Below are 20,764 nucleotides of genomic sequence, written 5' to 3'. Positions count from 1 at the left end.
CCCCCTACTCCCTCACTCCCCAGCAATGGGAATAGAAATGATAAATTCTGTTCCTTGTCCTAAAACTGACTCACAAATTAAGCTACCACCATGATTTTCTACTATAATCTGCCGACTGATAGATAAACCTAATCCTGTACCTTTGCCTACATCTTTGGTAGTAAATAAATGGTTAAAAATACAAGATTTGACTTCTTCTGTCATGCCCAGACCATTGTCTTTAATCTTGATAATTACATTTTGATTATCTTTATTTATCTCGGTTTTTATCGTAATAGCACTATGAGTAGTGGCTAAATTTTCTTCATAACTACGACCAGCATTTACTTCTTCTAAAGCATCAATTGCATTTGCCAGAATATTCATAAATACCTGATTTAATTGCCCTAAGTAACACTTAACTAAGGGAATATCTCCATACTCTTTGATAATTTCAATAGCTGGACGGTTAGAATTAGCTTTCAGGCGATGTTGTAAAATCATCAAGGTGCTATCGATGCCTTCATGGATATTAGCTGATACTTTTGAGACATTATCAGCGCGAGAAAATGTCCGCAGAGAAGTACTGATATTGCGTATGCGTTGCGTACCAACTTTCATACCGTCAATCATTTTGGGTAAATCTTCTAGAAGAAAATCTACGTCTATTTCTTCTGCTTTTTCCTCAATTTCAGCATCGCGATTAGGAAATTTAGCTCGGTATAGTTGCAAATAATCTATTAAATCTTTGATAGCATCTTTTGCTTGGCTAATACTACCTGTAATAAAACCAACAGGGTTATTTATTTCGTGTGCTATTCCTGCAACTAAATTACCAAGAGAAGACATTTTTTCGCTTTGTATAAGTTGCAGTTGTGCCTCTTGTAAATCTTTGAGATACTGTGCTAATTGTCTAGATTTTTCTTGCTCTCTAGTATACAAACGGGCATTTTCTATAGCAATAGCCATTTGAGAAACTAAGACTTTTAGTACTTCTATTCTTTCAGGAATAAAAGCTCCTGCTGACAATTGGTTTTCTAAGTAAATAATACCTGTCAACTGTGATTGATACATAATCGGCAAACAAAAGATTGATTTTGATTGATACTTCCGAATATAGGTATCAAGGTTAAAAGGTTCAGTCACTACCGCATCATTCAAAACGAGGGGTTGTTGAGTTCTAAAAACATAATTAACTACAGAAACAGGTAGATCGTTATAGGTTTCAACAGGAATTGACTGTAAAACCATCACTACATTATCAGTATTACCTGAAGCTTCAATGTATAGTTGATTATCTTCCAGTAGCAGTAGCACTACTTTTTGAGCAGCAGCATTTTCTAGTAATATTTTGATTAACTTACTCAACAAGTTTTCTAAAACAATTTCATTGGTAATTGCGTGGGAAAACTTGATGAAGGTATTAAAATCCAAGAAAGCACTCAATCCGTTACTGGTAGTGGTGTTAGTGGTAATATGAGTGACATCTAGTTGTAAAGCAGAAACTTCTGTAATATTGGTTTGTTCTCCTAGAAAAGGATATTTTGATTCTAGGTGTTTAACTTTAGCGATCGCTCCCCAGCGAATATAGGCATAATAAGCTTTAGTGAGGTAAGTTTGATAAATTAACTCTCTACCTAAAGACTGATAAAATTTTCCTGCTAACTCATAGGCTAAAGCTTCTTCTTGGAGACAACCGCTTTCTTTAGATTTAGCGATCGCATATTCATAATAGTCCATTGCCTCCAGTTTTTGACCCAAAACCTGACACCGTTCTGCTTCCACCAAATAAAATTTATTTAAGTGATTCATTGGGGCATGAGTAGCCCAGAGTTCCATCTTTTGTTGATTAGCTCGTACTTTTTCCAGAATAGACTGCTGTTCGGGCTTATTCACAATCCGGTAAACTGCTAGTTGAGCTAAAGAATCATAAAAATAGAACAAAGGTACAACAAACAATCCTGTAACGCCACCTAAAGATTTTTCTGCCATTACAGCATTTTCTCTAGCTTGCAGGTACTCCCCAAACAGATAGGAAAGCATCAGCTTATTGATAAATAAGTGATTAATTGTATAAAGGTCGTTAAATTTTTGATGAATTGGCAGCATATTTTGCTCATCGTATGCTTCTCCAATTAAACACCACACATTTTCTGAATTTCCTTTCAAGTTGATAACTGTTTGCAAATATATTTGGTTCCAAGTTAAGGCAACTTGTTGCTTAATTTTTTTCAGCGATTCGCAATAAGCTACTAGTTCTGTTTCCAAAACCCAGAGTTCCTTACCAAGCCAAAATGAATGATAAGGATAAATGTAACCACAATAGCCGGCATATTCTAAATCTCCGGTTTCTAAACCACTAGAAAATCCTGACTTGGCTGTTGATAATGTCTCCTTAACATGATCTTTCCAATGGAGAACATGGGCACTAATAACTGTGAGAATTTTAGCCTTGAGTTCTTCAGCATTAAATTGTAATACCAAGCTTAAAGCTAGTTTGCCAAATTCATAGCCAGAATCAATTTCTCCTTGAACTCCACAAAGAATTAATCCGTAAAGGCTGTAACCATAAGCAGACACAGCATTATTGCCATATTTTAAAGACAAATTGACCATTTCACAGGCAATAATTGGCATCATTGCCGGAGCAGTTTGAAAAGCCGCTGGGAGAACTCCCATTAAAATTCTCATGGCTGCTATCTTGTTCGGGTCGGTCATTAGAGGTAAGTTAATTAAATCTGCGATCGCTTTTCCTTGCAAATGATTACCGATATTATCCATCCCTAGCTGAATATCAGATGCTGTCGGTTGTTCTGGAAAGTCTATTTCTAATAATTTGAGAACTGCTAGTGCTGTTTGAATAGCTTCTAGTTGTTTACTTTGGACTATAGCAGCGATAATTTTTACTTCATAAACTTTTACTTTATCTAGTAGAAATTTAGCTTCTTTCAGCACTACTTCGGTTAATTGCTGCATCTGCTCAAAATTCCCACTGAGATAGGCTACTTCTGCGGCTCCTTCATATAAACCTATAGTTAGGTTATATTCATTTTGCCAAGCCTCTACACTTAAAAGTTCTATCCCAGTTTTCAAGTACTTCAAAGCAGCTTCATAAGCTGTAGATGCTTTTGCTTTACGTCCTGCAACTAAATTTAGTCGTGCCAATTCAGTTTTTTGGGATTGCTCATTCAGGAAAATAGTACCTACATTCAGCTGATTAACAATATCAAAAATATTGGCTTCTACTTCCTCTTGTGGTGTATTTTGTAGGAGCAGTTGACCTATTTTTAGATGAGTAGATTTTTTCTGAGATTCTGGAATTAATGAATAAGCTGCTTGTTGCACCCTGTCATGCAAGAATTTATAACCCACCCGTGAAGTATCAAAATTCAAATGAGCCGCTTCTTCTTGATTAAAAACTAAGGGAATGCGGTAAGCATCATTTAAGGGCAGGATTAATCCCGCTTGTAAAGCTGAATATAAATCACTTGCCGTCAAAGAAGGGGATTTTTCATTGATTATCGATAAAACATCTAGGCTAAATCTATCACCTACACAAGCCGCTAATTTCAAAACATCTTGAGTAACTTGTGGGAGTTTTTCTAATCTACTGGCAACTAGTTCAACTACATTTTTATCGATAATGCCAATTGCTTGAATTTCCTCTAGGCTCCATTGCCATTTAGCACTAATAAAGTCAAATATTAGTAATTTTTCTTGATACAGTACCTGTATTAATTGTGTGATAAAGAATGGATTACCACCTGTCTTATTAAAAATTAACTCAGATAGTTGGATAATTTTACGAGCAAAATCTTTGATATATGATTCATGGTTATACTCTAAACTGTTACCTTCAAAATATCGACTTGCCTGTAAAGTTTCAGTAATCAAATCAATAACATTTTCCAATTTTAAAGGTTGCAACACAATATTATTAACTACTGTGCCAACTTTCTGAATTTCTTCTAATGTTTGAATTAAAAGATGGGTCGGACTAACTTCATTATCCCTGTAGGCCCCAATGAATAATAGATAATTACTTTTGGCATTACTCATGAGCAGTTGTATTAAATTCAAGGTGGCTGAGTCTGCCCATTGCAAATCATCTAAAAATATGACTAAAGGATGTTCTTTTTGAGTAAAGACTTGGATAAATTCCTCAAAAACACGATTGAAGCGGTTTTGTGATTCAGTAGCACCAAGTTGAGGAACTTCTGGTTGTTTTCCAATAATCAATTCGACTTCTGGGATGACATCAGTAATGACTTTTCCGTTGGCTCCTAATGCGGCTAGTATTTTATTACGCCATATTGCTATTTTTTCATGGTTTTCTGTAAGCAAAAACCTAATTAAATAAGTAAAAGCTTGAATTAAAGAAGCATAGGGTACATTCCGTTTTAATTGGTCAAATTTACCGTAGATAAAGTAACCTTGACGATGAGTAATAGGTTTATTTACTTCATTGACTAAAGCAGATTTACCTATACCAGAATAACCAGAAACTAGCATCATTTCACTAGTTCCACATGTAACACGCTCAAATGCAGCTAACAGTTCATGAACTTGTTTTTCGCGACCATATAATTTTTGGGGAATTAATAACTGACTTAAAATATCTAATCGGCCTGGTTCAAAATCAGTAATTTGATTTTTAGTTTCTAACTGCTTAAGACATAATTCTAAATCTGCTAATAACCCTATCGCACTTTGATATCTGTCTTCTGCATTTTTCGCCATCAGTTTCATTACAATTTCAGAGATGGCGGCAGGAATGTTTGGATTTAATAATTGTGGATTTATGGGTTGAACAGCAATGTGGTTGTAAACTATCTCTAAGGGATCTTTGCTAAGAAATGGTAATTGCTCTGTGAGCATTTCGTATAAAGTTACGCCAAGAGAATAAAAGTCGGTACGATAATCAAGAATGCGATTCATTCTCCCAGTTTGTTCGGGAGACATATAAGCAAGCGTACCTTCAACGCAGTTAGGATTATTAAACTGGGGATTTTCTTTATTAAGGCGGGTGGCTATACCAAAGTCAGTAAGTTTAACAAGACCTGTTTGGGAGTTGATGATGATGTTGCTAGGTTTAATATCTTTATGAATAATCTGGTGTTTATGTAAATAATCTAAAGCTTTAGTCAGCTGAATAACTATTTTCAAATAGCTAACTAAGTTAAATTTTTCTATTTGTAGAAGTTGTGCTAAAGACTGACCATCAAAGTCTTCCAATAAAAGCCCTATACGATTGTCAAAGTTTTCCAGACTGATTGCTTTAACTATGTTGAGATGGTCTAAATTTTGCTGAATTTGGTACTCATTTTTAATGCGAGTAAAAGCTTCGAGGGTAGGATATTCATTTTTCAGCAGCTTGAGGATAACTTGCTGTTGTGTCTTTGGCATTTGTGCCCGATAAATGATAGTTTGAATTCCTTCATGGAGAGTAGAGCTGATTTGGTATCCAGTACGATTTGGCATTGATTTTTACTATTTTTTACAAAAATTAATATCATCCCTTCTCCTTTAGGGAAAAGGTTTCTTTTTAATTGTTCCCAGTGAATAGGAGATTTTGAACATAGCGATCGCGTACCCCAGGATTGTATTGTAAAAGGAATGTAAAGCGATCGCTGTGTAGAACCACTGTTATTCAATACCTAAAATAAAATTTTGACTAGGTATCAGTCATCAGCCATCAGTTTTATCTAATGTGACCTCAATTTCTACCAACTTCTTTTTCGCAAACTCACGTAATTGCTTATCTGGGTCATTTTCTGCTCTGTCACGCAATAGGGGTAAAGTTTGGGGATGATGAAGATATTGCTCGATAATTGCCTCAAGTGCAACTTGTCGTGGATTGTCTTGAAAGTTATATTCACGCGTAAAGGAATCGTTGACAGCACAGTTGTAGAATACTTCAAACATCCCTGGTTCATCTTTAAATCCCCTAGCTAATTCTTGCAATGCTACTTGTCGCACATCCGAATATTTGTCAACAGTGGCGCGTTTTTTGAGGATGGGGAGAGTATCGGGGTCATTTTTAAACCCTCTGGCTAATTCTTGGACTGCTGCTTGCCGCAAATCCACATATTTCTCAGATGTAGCGTGTTTTTTGAGAATGGGGAGAGTATCGGGGTCATGTTTAAATCCCCTGGCTAATTCTTGCAATGCTGCACGCCGCACATACTCATTATCATCAGTAGTGGAGCGTTGTTTGAGGATGGGGAGAGTATCAGGGTCATTTTTGAATCCCCTGGCTAGTTCTTGCACGGCTGCACGTCGTACATCAGAATATTTATCAGCGATCGCTCGTTGTTTGAGAATAGGCAGAGTATCAGGATCGTCTTTGAATCCTCTGGCTAATTCTTGGACTGCTGCTTGCCTGACATATTTATCATCATCAGCAGTAGCACGTTCTTTAAGCCAAGGTAGCGTCTCTGGTTCATCTTTGAACACCCTAGCTAATTCTTGTACTGCTGCTTGTCGCACATCTGAATATTTATCGGTAGTGGCACTTTGTTTAAGAATAAAAAATGTATCAGGATCGTCTTTAAATCCCCTAGCTAATTCTTGCACTGCTGCTTGCCTGACATATTCATTATCATCAGCAATAACACGTTGTTTGAGCATGAGTAGAGTATCGGGGTCGTCTTTAAATCCCCTAGCTAATTCTTGTACTGCTGCTTGTCTAACAGTCCAATCTTCATCAGCAACAGCATATTTTTGCAGCCAAGGTAAAGTTTCGGGGTTATCTCTAAATCCCCTAGCTAATTCTTGTACTGCTACTTGTCTGACAGTTCCAGAGTTATCAGCAGTGGCCCGTTGTTTCAGCCAGGGAAGAGTATCTAATTCATCTTTGAACACCCTAGCTAATTCTTGAACTGCTGCTTGTCGCACATATTCATTATCATCAGTAGTAGCTTGTTGTTTTAAGATAGACAGAGTATCAAGATCGTCTTTAAAACCTCTGGCTAATTCTTGCACTGCTGCTTGTCTTACAGTCCAATCATCATCGGTAGTAGCGCATTGTTTCAGCCAAGGCAGGGTATCAAGATCGTCTTTAAAACCTCTCGCTAATTCTTGCAATGCTGCACGCCGTACATACTCATTATCATCAGCAATAGCGAGTTGTTTGAGCCAAGAAAGAGTATCAGCATCGTCTTTCCAAGTAGTGGCTACAGATGCAACGGCTGTGGTACGGATTTCTTGAACTAATTTGGTTTCTTCTTCATCTATATAAGGTTGATAATAGTAATCAAGGTCATATTTGGTTAAATCTTGGATTTTATCCAGTAATTTAGTTGCTGTTGATGCAATTAACAAGCGATTTCGCACTTCTGCAAGACACTTGGCTGCTAGAAACAAATTGATGAATTTTTCTTCTTCACCATTTTGATCCATCAAGTAATCCAAAACTTCACAGACAAATCTTGGCTCAATCATGCCTGTAATCAAGCGTAAAACTTCATGCCAAGTTTCATCCTGCCAGTGTTTACCAAAAACTTCATACATGAGTTCTTTAATTGACAGCGTTTGCGTTTCTTTAAACTGCCAAACAAATTCCCAAGCACAAAAATATTCTAAAAAAGTCCGATGGACAAAAGCATAATAATCTGCGCCCAAAAAACATAACATAAAGTTGCGGGTTCGCAGCTGATTAATCATCACCCTAGCAACTTTGGTGGGATGGTCGAATTCTATATTTTTCAAATAGCGACTCAAAATCTTTTCTAAATCGCCGACACTAATTAAATTACCTGCCAAACCTTTTGCACTTGTTTGCATATGATAGGCGGTTTGACGTAAAATTGCCTGCTTATCTTTATAATCAATGGTTTTTGGATCTAGCCGAGAATCTTCGACTAAAGCGCGTTCCACATCCCATTGATGTAGCAAAACTCGCGATGCTTGTTCGTAAAGTGTTGCTCTATCTCTTGGCAGTTCTTGGTTGCGATTGAGAATTGCCATCATTGTTAATAGTAGGGGGTTTCCCGCCAGTTCTAAAATTGATTTTGATGTGTCAATTGCTCTTTGCAGGCGCTGTCGCTTTCGCAGTCTATCAACTCGGTCGTAGAAGGCTAATTCATGCCAGCGGTTGATAAAATCTTGAATTTGTTCTGGCTCTAAATCTTGTAGCATAAAGTGCCGAAATTCAGCATCTCGTAACCGTTGTGGTTTGTAGCCAACCACGCGAGAAGTCACTATCACCCGCACGTCAGGATATTCATTTGTAAAGCGATGAATATCGGTAATCACATCTTCTCGCTTGCCGATTTCAAAAACTTCATCCAAACCATCAAACATCACTAAAGCATTACCAGCTTTTAAATGTTCGTAGAGTTGATTTTGATTGAGATGATGGACAGTACCACTACATTTGTGGAAAAATTCTAGAAAATTACTGCACTCATTATTTTCTCGTCTACGGATATAAGTGCGTAACTCAATTAATAAAGGAATTGGCTGAGAAATTACATTGTTGAGAGGTGTTTCTGCCCAATTTATCGCCAAAAATTGCAACAAAGTAGACTTCCCAGAACCAGGGTCTCCCAAAATCACTATATATTTATGTGTCAGGCGATCGCTAATCACATCCAAGACTGAAAGTATTGGCTGTTCAAAATAAACTTGCTTGTAAACTTCTAACTCTTCGAGGGCAATTTCTTCTCCGAGTTGGTTACTTTCTCGTAATCTTCTGAGATGTTCTTTGGGTAGTTCGTGGACGTGAGGCAAAACTTGGTGAACTTCCCGCACATTGAGGGCGATAAACATCCGCCATAACTTCAATTCATTATAGGCATAACCAGTAGTATCTAAACTATCTAGTTTCAAATTGCCATATCGCTCGCGCAGTCCTTCTTGATATCCTGGTAAGTCAAAATCTATGGGAACCCCAGCAATTTGTTTGAGAGTATCTTTTGCTTCTTCCAGATTTTGTGAATCTAGGATAGAACGTAACTCATCTGATTCTCTGATAATTGCTTTAACTTTTTTGAGATAACGCTTGGTGAGTCTTTCCCACTCAAATTCGTTGGGCAACATAAGCAAATTCATCTCATACCAAGTATTTGCCAATACTTTAGAGTCTAGACACTGACAATCTGGTTGAAAGGGATGCCCCAGAATCTCTGTGAGAGATTTATTATTAATAAAATTATTTAACGGTTTGGTGTATTGCTGTAGTTCTGCTTCTTCTAAGTCTGCATCTTCTAATTCCTGCTGCATTAATTGCAAAAATTCCTTTAATGCTTTGCCAGCAGCAATTTCAATATCTTCTTTTTTGAGTTGCTGTAATATATTTTTAGGAATACCTTTTAATAAATCTTTAGCCCAGTCTTTAGCCGCGTCTTTTGCTAAGTCCTCGAAAATAGGCTTAAAAGCAAACCCGACAGCTTGAGTTACGCCCCAAACAGCTAGCCAATCTACTATCATACTCGCGTCTGCTCAGTCTCAAACTTCGAGTATATACATCAGTTTCAAGAATAGCTCTAAATTTCAGGATATTTGAAGAAGTGTCACACATTAGGCGATCGCTGTTGACTAAATCCACGTATTATTTCTAACTGCATAGTTATTTTCGCCATGCTGCACTAGTAGAGCAATGCTCTTGATATTACCAATACTCTCACCATCGTATTCCGCCACGATTCTCTTCTGTCAAAGCTTCAGAATTAGCAAAGCTATTGCTAGAAAACACTAATTTTATCTATTTGTTCCCAAGGAAGTTCCATATCTGCCCTGCCCACATGACCATAAGCAGCTAATTTTCTATAGAAACCACCTTTAGTCAATGAAGGTAAATGTCTTAAATTAAACTGTTTAATGATACCTGCAAGGCGGAAATCAAAATGCTTTTCTAGAATAGTTGTGATTTCTTCATCAGAAATTTTGCCTGTACCAAAAGTTTCTACTTGGACACTAACAGGTCTAGCAAGCCCTATCGAATAACTTAGTTGTACTTCACATTCATCAGCAAGTTTCGCAGCAACCACATTTTTGGCTGCATAACGAGCAGCGTAAGCCCCCACTCGATCTATCCTAATGGGGTCTTTACCGCTCAAAGCGGAACCACTATGTTTGGAGTATTCACCATAAGTATCTATGGCATTTTTTCTCCCTGTTAACCCAGAATGAGCAGCAGGGCCTCCTTTAATAAATGGCCCATCAGGATTGATAAATATTCTTGTTTGTTCATCTGGTTTAATATCTTCATCTTCAAATACAGGAGCAATAACAGTTTCTCTAATATCACCGTGTAATTGCTGTAAATCAGGTTTTGAAGGTTTATTTTGACTGGCAATTACTGTAATACTATGGATTCTATAAGGTCGGCGATTTTTATATTCAACTCCGACTTGAGTCTTGCCATCAGGGGTAAGGTAGGTGAGTATTTTTTTGCGTCTTACTTCACTAATTTGTCTTGCTAGTTTGTGTGCTAACCAAATTGGTAACGGCATGAGAGTATATGTTTGATTGCAAGCGAAGCCAAAGACCGTTGCTTGATTGTTAACAGTAATTTGCTCTATTTCTTCATCAGATAAACTTGTTTCATTAAACAAATGGTATCGATCGGGAGGTAATTCCCTCAAGCTGGTCAAAATGCTACAGGTCTTACCATTAAATTCCTTTTGCTCGTAACCAACTCGATCGATGACCTGTCTTGCTACATTAGTAAAATCCACATTAGCATTAGGTTCAAACCTAGCAGCAATGAAAACGATGCCTGTGGATACAGCGCATTCTGTAATTACCCTTGAGTAAGGGTCTTGTTGCAAAAAACGATCTACGATCGCATCACTGATCTGATCGCAAAGTTTATCAGGATGCCCCTCGGTTACTGATTCAGATGTAAACATGAAGTCTTTTTTCATAAGCTTTACCGCCCAGATATCAGATAAATACGCTACTACTAATCATTTTTTATTTTTAACGAGAAAGAATTTAAGAGCCAAGAGAGAGAAGTGAATAATCAGGAGTTAGTATAAATTTCTGTTACTAGCAAATGAATAAACAGATTTAATTCTTCCAGTAAATCTTAAATTTGGTGGTCTTCAATTGTTGATTGTTTTAAATTTCTTACTGACTGCATTCTGACTTCTGAATTCTGGCTTCTGACTTCTTGTTTAATTTTTTTCGTGCTTTCATTTACGAGTAAAGGCAGTAAAGCGCTACCTCCAATAACACTACAATCTGCAAGATTAATTGGTGTAATCTTCAAAAGACTCCTCAGTTGTGGAACGGCTATAGCCAGAATTTGGATGCCAAAAGAGCCAATAATAGCAGCATTTAAGTAAGAATTATTCGGCAGTTTTTCTTTATTGAATATGCTATGTTTTTCTGAACGACAACTAAAAGTATGTAGCAGTTGCCCCGATGTCAAACTCATAAAAGCAATAGTGCTTGCTTGGGGGCTAATGCCATATCTAGACATAGCGTAGCCATAGGCTGCTAAACAGCTGACAGATATTGTTGCTGACTCAAAAGCAATTCTGCCAAAGTCGGAGTTTTTGATAATTGGTTCGTTAGGATTGCGGGGTGGCTGACTCAACACATCAGGTTCTGGTGCTTCCATGGCCAAAGACAAACCGGGGAAAATATCTGTTACCAAATTCAGCCATAAAAGTTGGATGGCATTTAATGGTTCGCCTAAACCAAGTGCGGTGGCGGTGGTCATCACCATAATTTCACTCATGTTTGTAGCTAACAGAAAATGCACAGATTTTCTGATGTTGTTGTAGATTGTCCGTCCTCGACTGACGGCAATCATCATGGTTTCAAGTCTGTCATCTTCCAGGACGATATCTGCAACCTCCCGTGCCACATCGGTTCCCCCTTTACCCATTGCTACACCCACTTGTGCAGCTTTAAGCGCAGGTGCATCATTAATACCATCGCCAGTCATAGCAACAACTTTTTCGGCTGCTTGCAAAGCCTTAACGATTTGTAGTTTATTGCTAGGACTGATGCGGGCAAAAACATCCACTTTATCGCTGAGTGCTATCAATGCCTCTGGATTGAGATTGTTGAGGTCAGTAGAATCGAGAATTTCTAGTTGCGGATCTCGACTTAAATCTAATTCTTTAGCGATCGCATATGCGGTTGGGCTTTGATCGCCGGTAATCATCACTGTATCAATGCCGGCTTGATGAAAGTCACCTATCAATTCTTTAGCACCTCTTCTAATTGGGTCTGCCATACCAATAAGACCCAACCAAATTAAGTCTGACTCATGATTATTCCCATTATTTAAATCGTCAATATAACCATAAGCCACGCCCAGTACTCGCAGCGCTTTATTTGCCATGCGATCGTTTTCAATCTCGATGGCCCCTCTATCTTCTTCTGTTAAAGGCATCACTCGCCCATTTTTTATCCAACTGCGGCATATCTGAATAACTTCGGTGGGATTGCCTTTAACTGCAACAAACTTGCGGCGATCGGGAGTCTCATGAATTGTACTCATGATGTTGCGGTTTTCCGATCGCAGGTTGGTTTGCAACAAGGGATACTTTTGTCTGAGTTCTATGACATCCACACCAGCGCTAATTGCCATGTAGACCAGGGCATTTTCTGTTGCCGAACCTATGACCACATACTCACCATCACCTTCTTTGATGACTTCACTTTCATTACAGAGAACTAATACATGAATTAGCTTTAATAGTTCATCACAGGTATAGGGGTTGATATTCTCTTTCTCTACAATAAATTTGCCGTCTGATACTTTAATGTGTCGGGTGTCGGTCAGTATCTCTACCACGGACATTTTGTTTTCTGTAATTGTCCCAGTTTTATCTAAACAAATTGTCTGCACTGAACCCAAAGCTTCTACTGCACTGAGACTGCGGACGAGGACTTTGTTCTTCCTCATATCTAGGATGCCTAAAGCCAGAGTTGTAGTAGCGATGGTGGGTAGCCCTTCTGGAACCGCGGCCACGGCTAGAGATATGGATGATTTCAGCATTTGTACTAAACCATATCCTCGTAGTAATCCCAAACCAAAGACAAGACCGCAAATTCCCATACTAATTAAAACTAGTTGACTGCCGACTTCATCTAGTTGTCTTTCTAAAGGAGTTTCTGTGGTCTTCGCCTCGCCTACTAGTTGTTGAATCTTGCCCATTTCGGTAAATTTGCCTGTGGCTACAACTACGGCCAATCCTTGACCGCCAGTGACCAAAGTTCCTTTATAGGTCATATTTAAGCGATCACCTAACGGCACATCTTGAACAGTTAAAGATGCAGTATCTTTGGTAACGGGGATACTCTCGCCAGTTAAAGCAGACTCATCCACACTCAGGTTATCAGCCTCTATCAATCGGGCATCTGCTGCTACATAGCTGCCGGGTTTAAGAACTAAAATATCTCCCAAGACTACATTTTCTGTAGGGATTTCTATCTGGTTAATTTCTCTAATTACCCAAGTAGATGTTTGTTCCTGATTTTTGAGAGACTGAATGATTCTTTCTGATTGGCTTTCTGTAACATAACCAATTGCCGCATTCAGACCAACAACACCCATAATCACCACAGCATCAACTACTCCCCCAGTGCAAACAGAAATCGCAGCTGCAACCCCCAGCAAAGCAACTGGTAAAGATTTGAACTGGTCAATTAAAATGCTCAGATCGGAACGTGTTTCTATTTGGGATAGAACATTTGGTCCATATTTATGCAGGTTTACTTTGGCAGAATCATAGGATAATCCCGATTTGGAAGTATTAAATGCGTCTATGACTTTATCTGCTGCCATTAAATGCCAGTTTTCTCTATTTTGCTCTTTAGCATTGACAACAGGTTGTCTACTTTTTTTGAAATCTGTTAATTTTTCTATCTGATGAAACTCAGGATTTTTTTGATATTTTAATACAGCTTGATTAATTAAAGACTTAATTTTATTACTATTCGTTTGGTGAAAACGAACTAAAATATTGCTAGTTAACGGATTTGCCGAAACGTAAGTTATTTCTGGGTTTTTGGCAAGCGATCGCTCCAAGTAGCTTTTCAAAGATGGCGAACGGTAAAGTTCTTTTACTTTATATCTTGCTCTCCCTTTAACACTGGTATGTATTGCTTGAATCACAGCAATTTTTGCTCCTAGAATGCACCCATGATTTAGAAAAGTTTACAAATAGGCTATCTATCTTTTATTAGAGTTTTCACTATTTAAATGCTTCGATTTAAGAATAATGATTGCTATTAATAGTTACATCAGTCTCAAGTTACAGAGTTAGTTGAAATTTATTCAATCAAGCCTAATAATTATTTCTAAAGCAGTAAAGAGAAATATAACATTTCGAGCGTTTATATTTAGGTTTATTTAGGTATAAACACACAAAAAACTTCCTCGATATATATCGCTCTTAAAAAATATCTCTATAGGTATACCCAAAAAAACTAATTTCAGCAGAATTCCTTCTCTAGGTTCACGTAATTGAAGATAAAAAACGTTAACAGTATAAAGGAGTTTAAAAGCCAGAGAAATTGGCTGTAATCAAAAACTCACATTCTAAAAAACATTGAGAAATACAAATAAATGACAACTTCTACAGACCGCAACCAGCAAATTCAGAAGCTGCGCGAACTAATAGCAGATATTGACAGTGGCATGTTGACTACAGTAGATGACGATGGCAGCTTGCATAGTTGTCCCATGTCAACGAATGGCGAGATTAACTCTGATGGCATACTTTGGTTTTTCATTTACGGCAGTTCTCATAAGGCGACTGAGATCGAACACAATCAGCAGGTCAATGTGAGCTTTGTGTCACCCGATAGACAGCGATATATTTCTGTATCGGGTACAGCCCAACTGGTGAAAGACCATAATAAGATGCAAGAACAATGGAAGCCGGAACTGCAAACTTGGTTTCCCAAAGGACTAGACGAACCCGACATTGCACTGCTGAAGGTAACTATGGATAAGGCTGATTACTGGGATGGGCGAACAAGTTTTAAACCACAAACAATTAGTTGATTGACACCACACTGTTGATATCACTTCTCTAAAATCTGCCAACAGATTTAAAGGGTGAAAACCCAGGTCGAATCCAACTGTTGGAATTATGAATTGGTATGAAAACTAGAATTGTGGTGCGTAGTTAGGAAATGTAAGCATTTTTAGGTATAAAAAGTCAATGGCAGGTCAAAACGACGAAACTGACCAAAAGCATCTAACTTTAGAGTTAAAACGACGGCAGTTTTTACAGGGATTAGGCTTTATTGGTGCAGGTGCAGGGGCAATTTTCACCGATCGCATCCTCAATGCCAATTCCCAAGCGGAAGCAGCACAAGTACAAGAATTCTCTGCAACTCCCAGAAATAACCAAAACACTGGTGAAATTCCTCGCCGTCCCTTGGGAAAAACAGGGGTGAAAGTGTCAGCAATTGGGTTGGGGGGTGCGACTTTGGGGCAGGCCAAAACTAAGGAAGAAGCGATTCGCATCGCTCACGAAGCCATTGATAACGGCATCACCTTTATGGATAACGCCTGGGAATATAACAAGCACCGCAGTGAAGAGTGGATGGGAGAAGCGTTACAGGGGCGGCGGGATAAAGTCTTTTTGATGACCAAAGTTTGCACCCACGGGCGCGATCGCAAAGTCGCAATGCAGCAACTTGAAGAATCCCTGCGCCGCCTCAAAACCGATCGCCTCGATCTGTGGCAAATCCACGAAGTCGTCTACTACAACGACCCGGAAATGATTTTTCGTCCTAACGGCGTAATTGAAGCTTTAGCTCAAGCGAAGAAAGAGGGTAAAGTCAGATTTGTTGGCTTTACAGGTCACAAAGACCCCGCCATTCATCTCAAGATGCTTTCTTATAATTACCCGTTTGACACGGTGCAAATGCCGCTCAATTGTTTTGATGCCAGTTTCAAAAGCTTTGAGCAACAGGTACTACCAGAACTCAACAAACGAGGCATTGCCGCAATTGGAATGAAAAGTCTTAGCGGGAATGGTAATGCTGTCAAAAAAGGTATAGTATCCCCACAAGAAGCCATACGCTATGCCATGAGTTTACCAGTTGCTACTGTTGTCAGTGGCATTGATTCATTAGCTGTGCTGCGTCAGAATTTAGCGATCGCCCGTGGCTTTCAACCAATGCAAGCAAAAGAAATGCAAGCACTGCGCGATCGTTGTGCCCAGTATGCTGCTGATGGACGTTTTGAACTATTCAAAACCTCCAAAGAATTTGATGCAGACGAAGGCAGAATCCAGCATGGCTTTCCACCTCAAAGCCAAATGGCAACTTAGGAAGTAAGGAGACAAGCCAATGCCCCAGTCCCCAAAGGAGTACAATTATGCCTTACAAACAGATAAATGACTTACCAGATTCAGTAAAAAACAACTTACCTAAACACGCTCAAGAAATTTTTCAGGCTGCATTTAACAATGCTGAAGAAGAATACGGTGAAGAAGAGCGTGCCTTTCGTGTTGCCTGGAGTGCAGTGAAGCGCGATTACGAAAAAGGCGACGATGGGCATTGGCACAAAAAACCAGAGGACATAACGCAATACAGTTCAGATAAGGCTGAAAACTAAGGTGGGTTGGGTTGACGTTAGGAAACCCAACATTTGCGATGAATTTGTTAGGTTAAGCGGAGCGCAACCTAACCTACTTTTGTTAACTGAACCGTATTGGAATATTACACATCTGCTTTAAGATAGAAATACTTTACCTCCCTTGTATCGTGTGACACAACTTTGATTTTCTTCCGCATCAGATAAGCATTCATGACATTCGATAAAACTTGTCTGATATTTCCTTGGTACAGATACTTTCCAGATGAAAACTCAATACAAATTTACAATGCCAAAAATATTTTCTTATTAAAGACAAGTTCCTTCTTAAGTTAGAAGTTTACTGAAATAAGAAAAGTTATTTTGCTTACTAGCAGTAGTAGTAAACGAACTATCCTGGGAACTCTAAAACACAAAGGTAATAGTCTTGGTATTTAGACTTGTTGGCTTGAAGTCTAGGAGCTTCCTAGGTTACCTACTGTTGCTAGAAGAAAAGTCACCAAGAACAACAATAGTTCTTAGCAGTTTAACTCGTTGGAAGTACAAAGCGAGTCAATGATGCAATCTCCCTAGTTTACTCATCTGATAATTATTAAAGTTTGCCAGAATAACTTTGGCTATAGATGCCCGAAAAGTAACTGACAAAGTTCATTTCATACTTCACAGTACGGGCGTAAGACTACAGCGCCCCTTCATACTTCATCTTATGAATTATCTTATTGCAGTATTACCAGACCGAACACAAGCGGAAGCTGCCTATTCAGATTTGGAAAAAGCAGGTTTGCCAACAGCACAAGTCAATATTTTGGGTAAAGGTTATAAAAGTGCTGATGAATTTGGATTTATCGATCCAAATAAACAAGCTCGCAAACAGACTAATCGACTTTTATACTGGCTCATACCTTTTGGATTTGTAGCAGGTTATGCTTTCAACTACCTGACAGGAATTGAAATATTTCCAGAGACTACCCGATTTGGCAATGAAATTATTGCTGGTATATTAGGAGCTATATCTGGTGCATTAGGTGCTGGATTAGTAGGTCGATTAGTTGGCTCAACAGTTGGCAGTGGCGATGCTTTACCCTATCGGAATCGTCTTAATGCTGGCAAATATTTGATTGTGGTAAACGGTGATGAAAATTTAACCCGCGAAGCTACTCGCATACTTCGTCAATTTGAACCAGAAAATATTCAAGGCTATACAGACTATACTAATTCGTAATTCGTGAGGGAGTTGCCGTCTTGGATGCCACTTGCTACCCTGCGAGAACGCTTTCAGCGAACAAGTCGGTAGAGTCGCCAAACGCACTGGCTTTGCTTTGCGTCGTTAGGGCAGCGAAGCGCGAGTCTTCTCCCAAGGGGCGGCCAAAAGCGTTAGCGAGTCCTCTCCCAAGGGGAGACGCTAAGAGCGAACGAGCGTCACGAGCGTCTGGCAAACTCCCGTTAGCGAGCTTGCGAGCGTCACCCAGAGGGTAATTCGTAATTTGTAATTAATATCAAGTCCGGCTAATTAAACCTCGTCCATTTTGAAACCTGGAGTTGGCAATAATTCAGATGCGTCATTGCGACGTAAGGAAGCAATCTCAGTATCTTGGCAAAAGACTACAGTTCTCAAGGTAGACGAGGTTTAGTTACGGCTTAACTTGAGGATGTGCATTTTCAATATGCTTAATTAAGCTTTCAGCCATCTCAACGGCAATCAAAATCAATTGTTGTTCCATTTTTCCGTAGCCTCCCTCATCACTTACCTGTGAATAAATATGCGGATTGGATAGCATCGCTGCTAGTAACTGCGATGCCGTTTGTTTCAATTCATAAACTTGTAAGTTCATACCAGATGGGGATAGGTAGTATTGTTTGGGAAACAAAGTAAAGTATTGGAAACCAGCCGTATCAAGCTTTTTGCTGTGGTTATTAATTACGATTTATTCTCTGCTCTTTCATTTGTCCTGGTATACGCAGTTCATGACAGCTACTTATTACTCCCTCCAATCTAAGGGTGGTTCTATGAGGACCCGATCTGACTTACCTGCACGGACACCTGGCTTATCAACAATCTTGACGGTGCTTGCTTGGGGGCCTTCTTCGCCCTGTTCGAGATAAAAATGAACACCTGTACCAACTTCTAGACGTTGAAAATCGTCATGTAACACACTATTGGAGTGAAAGTAGATTTCCTGACCGTCTAAGGTTTTTAAGAAGCCATAGCCCCGATCTCGAAATAGCTTCGTGACAAGTGCTGTTGTTTCCTGAGCTACTTCACGGCTTACAGATTTATCGCTTTCATGTTGGCGCTGGGTGAGTTTGACCAACTGCTGACGAGCGGCATCAAAGGCATCTCGGATTACTGCATCCAGTGGTTCGTACTGGATGCCTTCTGCCGGGTTGCTTTCCGCTACGAGTTCATGACCAGGGGGGATAGTAATATCAATTCGCACGCGGTAAGGAGAACCACTACGGGGGCGATCGTGTATTTTTTCAATTGCAATATGGCAGCTACTAATATAACCACAAACTTGCTCTAACTTGGCAATTTTTTCATTAACTAAAGTATCAATTGCATCTGTTTTTTCTACATTACGATAGGTAATTTCTGGTGGTAATTTCATTTCTTTTAAAATCCAAATAGACAATCTAAAAAAGCCAATTTCGAGATTCCCAAACGCTCATAGCATTACGTGCTGAGGAATAACGATCGCTGGTTTTTTGTAGCTGTTGCTAAAAGGTCGCGGACTTCTTCATCCGTGGTTTGCGGGAAGTTTTTGTACCAGCGACCAACACTATAAAAAGGGCTGGGTGTGGCAGAGCAAACAATTTTGTCTACCTTACCTGCTAACTCTTGGTAGGTTTCAGGCGCGGCAACTGGCACAGCAACCACAATCCGAGCAGGTTGCTGTTGTCGCAATGCCAATATAGCAGCCCACATGGTTGCACCCGTTGCTAAACCATCATCTACCAAGATGACAGTACGTGCCCACAAATCTGGAAAGGGGCGATCGCCTCGATATAGCTGTTCGCGTCGCTCTAGCTCCTCTCGTTCTTGCAGCGTAATTCCGTCTACTACTTCATCAGAGATATTAAGTTGCTGGACAATATCTTGATTGAGTACCCGCACGCCACCAGATGCGATCGCTCCCATTGCTAGTTCTTTGTTATCAGGCACGCCCAATTTGCGAACCACAAGCACATCTAAAGTGACATTTAATGCCTTGGTCACTTCAAAGGCGACAGGTACACCACCCCTAGGTAGCGCTAACACCAGCACGTCTGAGCGATTAGCATAATCTGCTAACGCTTCAGCTAAAAATTGACCTGCTGCTGTTCGGTCTTGGAATAGCATGGTGTCACGCTCCTATATATTTGTCCTAGAAATGGGTTCTTAATTATTTACACGCATCCGTCCTTGGCTTCCTGCCTCAAACAATGGATCGTATTCTGATGGAAGTTGCGAGCGAATATCATCGATCTCGCCTGAACTAATAGCCTCTGTTAGTACCTCTATCACTACGCGGGCATGATAAACAGCATTTGGCAGTTCTACACCTTCTCGTTGGCTGACTCGTTGAAAAAATTCATCCAGAGAAAAGCGAGTTCCCATACCTGCATATTCGTGTTGTAAATAATTTGCAATGCCTTTGGGAAGTTGGGCGGCAGCGTTGAGAGGCTCATCTCCAGCTAAGCGTTCAGCCAATGTCTCAAGAGTAGCACGGGTTGCGACTTCTGCATCACCACGTGAACTGAGGTGAGCGCGATTTTGCACTTGTCCAATAAACTCATCGTGTTGCATTTTCCCTCCAGATGTCTCTTAATGCGTGACTTGTATCGTTGCTGATGCTAGTCAATGAGTTTTTGCTACTGTTTTTTAACTTATAAACCAATCATAGAAACCTAAATATTATGTGTCCTCTGACTAACGAAGCGACATCCTCAATCCAGTAATCTACCTAATGGATGACTTAACAAGCAGTTTGGAGTCCAGACTAATGCTTTTATATGGCAATTCTATCTGATTTCTAAAAATTGAAAGACTAAGATTTACGAGTTTTATAATAATTCGCAAATCTATTGGCAAATCTTGTTTTTCACTAATGATTTAGGACTGCTATACCATCTAAAGTAACATTTACAGCACTTCCCGTTGTTATGAGGTACAGTTAGTAAGAAGAAAAATAATATCTTTTCATGAAAGCATATTCAATCGATCTCCGAGAAAAAATAGTTGCAGCACATATTCAGGAGAAAATATCAATTCGTCAAGTGGCA

The 20,764-nt window shown here is 39.3% G+C and carries 13 protein-coding genes; 4 read left to right on the top strand and 9 right to left on the bottom strand.

The window, feature by feature from the left end; genetic code table 11:
* Window positions 1-12: 12 nt before the first annotated feature.
* From RMY31_RS31825 to RMY31_RS31810, 4 genes are all read right to left on the bottom strand, one after another.
* Entirely contained in the window at window positions 13-5,460 is a 5,448-nt protein-coding gene (locus RMY31_RS31825) for an AAA family ATPase (RefSeq protein WP_322666413.1), read from the bottom strand.
* Window positions 5,461-5,667: 207 nt separating this feature from the next.
* Window positions 5,668-9,411, bottom strand: a complete 3,744-nt coding sequence (locus RMY31_RS31820; protein ID WP_322666415.1) for a HEAT repeat domain-containing protein — start codon at window positions 9,409-9,411, stop codon at window positions 5,668-5,670.
* Between the two features lie 254 nt (window positions 9,412-9,665).
* Window positions 9,666-10,850, bottom strand: coding sequence for a methionine adenosyltransferase (metK, locus tag RMY31_RS31815; protein WP_322666417.1), 1,185 nt, complete (start codon window positions 10,848-10,850; stop codon window positions 9,666-9,668).
* 164 nt (window positions 10,851-11,014) lie between these two features.
* The gene (locus RMY31_RS31810; RefSeq protein ID WP_322666419.1) at window positions 11,015-14,062 is read right to left on the bottom strand and encodes an HAD-IC family P-type ATPase; all 3,048 of its coding nucleotides are present in this window, start codon (window positions 14,060-14,062) and stop codon (window positions 11,015-11,017) included.
* A gap of 453 nt (window positions 14,063-14,515) precedes the next feature.
* Here RMY31_RS31810 and RMY31_RS31805 point away from each other — a divergent pair, with 453 nt between their 5' ends.
* From RMY31_RS31805 to RMY31_RS31790, 4 genes are all read left to right on the top strand, one after another.
* Window positions 14,516-14,956 carry a pyridoxamine 5'-phosphate oxidase family protein gene (locus RMY31_RS31805; protein WP_322666420.1) on the top strand — a complete coding sequence of 147 codons (441 nt, stop codon included), beginning with the start codon at window positions 14,516-14,518 and terminating at the stop codon, window positions 14,954-14,956.
* 160 nt (window positions 14,957-15,116) lie between these two features.
* Entirely contained in the window at window positions 15,117-16,235 is a 1,119-nt protein-coding gene (locus RMY31_RS31800; protein WP_322666422.1) for an aldo/keto reductase, read from the top strand.
* A gap of 47 nt (window positions 16,236-16,282) precedes the next feature.
* Complete coding sequence (locus RMY31_RS31795) at window positions 16,283-16,522, top strand: ChaB family protein (RefSeq protein WP_322666424.1); 240 nt, start codon at window positions 16,283-16,285, stop codon at window positions 16,520-16,522.
* Between the two features lie 685 nt (window positions 16,523-17,207).
* The gene (locus tag RMY31_RS31790; RefSeq protein WP_322666426.1) at window positions 17,208-17,723 is read left to right on the top strand and encodes a hypothetical protein; all 516 of its coding nucleotides are present in this window, start codon (window positions 17,208-17,210) and stop codon (window positions 17,721-17,723) included.
* Between the two features lie 34 nt (window positions 17,724-17,757).
* Here RMY31_RS31790 and RMY31_RS31785 read toward each other — a convergent pair whose 3' ends face one another.
* The 5 genes from RMY31_RS31785 to RMY31_RS31765 all read right to left on the bottom strand — a co-directional run bounded on the left by RMY31_RS31785 (window position 17,758) and on the right by RMY31_RS31765 (window position 20,288).
* Window positions 17,758-17,937 carry a hypothetical protein gene (locus tag RMY31_RS31785; RefSeq protein ID WP_409878994.1) on the bottom strand — a complete coding sequence of 60 codons (180 nt, stop codon included), beginning with the start codon at window positions 17,935-17,937 and terminating at the stop codon, window positions 17,758-17,760.
* A 195-nt stretch (window positions 17,938-18,132) separates the two neighbouring features.
* Entirely contained in the window at window positions 18,133-18,333 is a 201-nt protein-coding gene (locus tag RMY31_RS31780) for a hypothetical protein (protein WP_322666433.1), read from the bottom strand.
* Between the two features lie 147 nt (window positions 18,334-18,480).
* The gene (locus RMY31_RS31775) at window positions 18,481-19,110 is read right to left on the bottom strand and encodes an HPF/RaiA family ribosome-associated protein (protein ID WP_322666428.1); all 630 of its coding nucleotides are present in this window, start codon (window positions 19,108-19,110) and stop codon (window positions 18,481-18,483) included.
* Between the two features lie 65 nt (window positions 19,111-19,175).
* Window positions 19,176-19,841 (bottom strand): phosphoribosyltransferase, encoded by a 666-nt coding sequence (locus RMY31_RS31770; RefSeq protein ID WP_322666429.1) that lies wholly within the window; start codon window positions 19,839-19,841, stop codon window positions 19,176-19,178.
* A 39-nt stretch (window positions 19,842-19,880) separates the two neighbouring features.
* The gene (locus RMY31_RS31765; protein WP_322666431.1) at window positions 19,881-20,288 is read right to left on the bottom strand and encodes a DUF2267 domain-containing protein; all 408 of its coding nucleotides are present in this window, start codon (window positions 20,286-20,288) and stop codon (window positions 19,881-19,883) included.
* Between the last annotated feature and the right edge of the window lie 476 nt (window positions 20,289-20,764).

Origin of the sequence: Dendronalium sp. ChiSLP03b, assembly GCF_034531165.2 — a bacterium.
Classification (GTDB): domain Bacteria; phylum Cyanobacteriota; class Cyanobacteriia; order Cyanobacteriales; family Nostocaceae; genus Dendronalium; species Dendronalium minutum.
The sequence above is the reverse complement of the archived record's forward strand: the minus strand, read 5'-3'. Positions and strand labels throughout refer to the sequence as shown.

Coding starts and splice junctions, on each gene's coding strand:
- RMY31_RS31775 (WP_322666428.1), bottom strand. CDS start 19,110: ATGAAATTACCACCAGAAATTACCTATCGTAATGTAGAAAAAACAGAT.
- RMY31_RS31795 (WP_322666424.1), top strand. CDS start 16,283: ATGCCTTACAAACAGATAAATGACTTACCAGATTCAGTAAAAAACAAC.
- RMY31_RS31825 (WP_322666413.1), bottom strand. CDS start 5,460: ATGCCAAATCGTACTGGATACCAAATCAGCTCTACTCTCCATGAAGGA.
- RMY31_RS31800 (WP_322666422.1), top strand. CDS start 15,117: ATGGCAGGTCAAAACGACGAAACTGACCAAAAGCATCTAACTTTAGAG.
- RMY31_RS31820 (WP_322666415.1), bottom strand. CDS start 9,411: ATGATAGTAGATTGGCTAGCTGTTTGGGGCGTAACTCAAGCTGTCGGG.
- metK (WP_322666417.1), bottom strand. CDS start 10,850: ATGAAAAAAGACTTCATGTTTACATCTGAATCAGTAACCGAGGGGCAT.
- RMY31_RS31765 (WP_322666431.1), bottom strand. CDS start 20,288: ATGCAACACGATGAGTTTATTGGACAAGTGCAAAATCGCGCTCACCTC.
- RMY31_RS31790 (WP_322666426.1), top strand. CDS start 17,208: ATGAATTATCTTATTGCAGTATTACCAGACCGAACACAAGCGGAAGCT.
- RMY31_RS31805 (WP_322666420.1), top strand. CDS start 14,516: ATGACAACTTCTACAGACCGCAACCAGCAAATTCAGAAGCTGCGCGAA.
- RMY31_RS31780 (WP_322666433.1), bottom strand. CDS start 18,333: ATGAACTTACAAGTTTATGAATTGAAACAAACGGCATCGCAGTTACTA.
- RMY31_RS31770 (WP_322666429.1), bottom strand. CDS start 19,841: ATGCTATTCCAAGACCGAACAGCAGCAGGTCAATTTTTAGCTGAAGCG.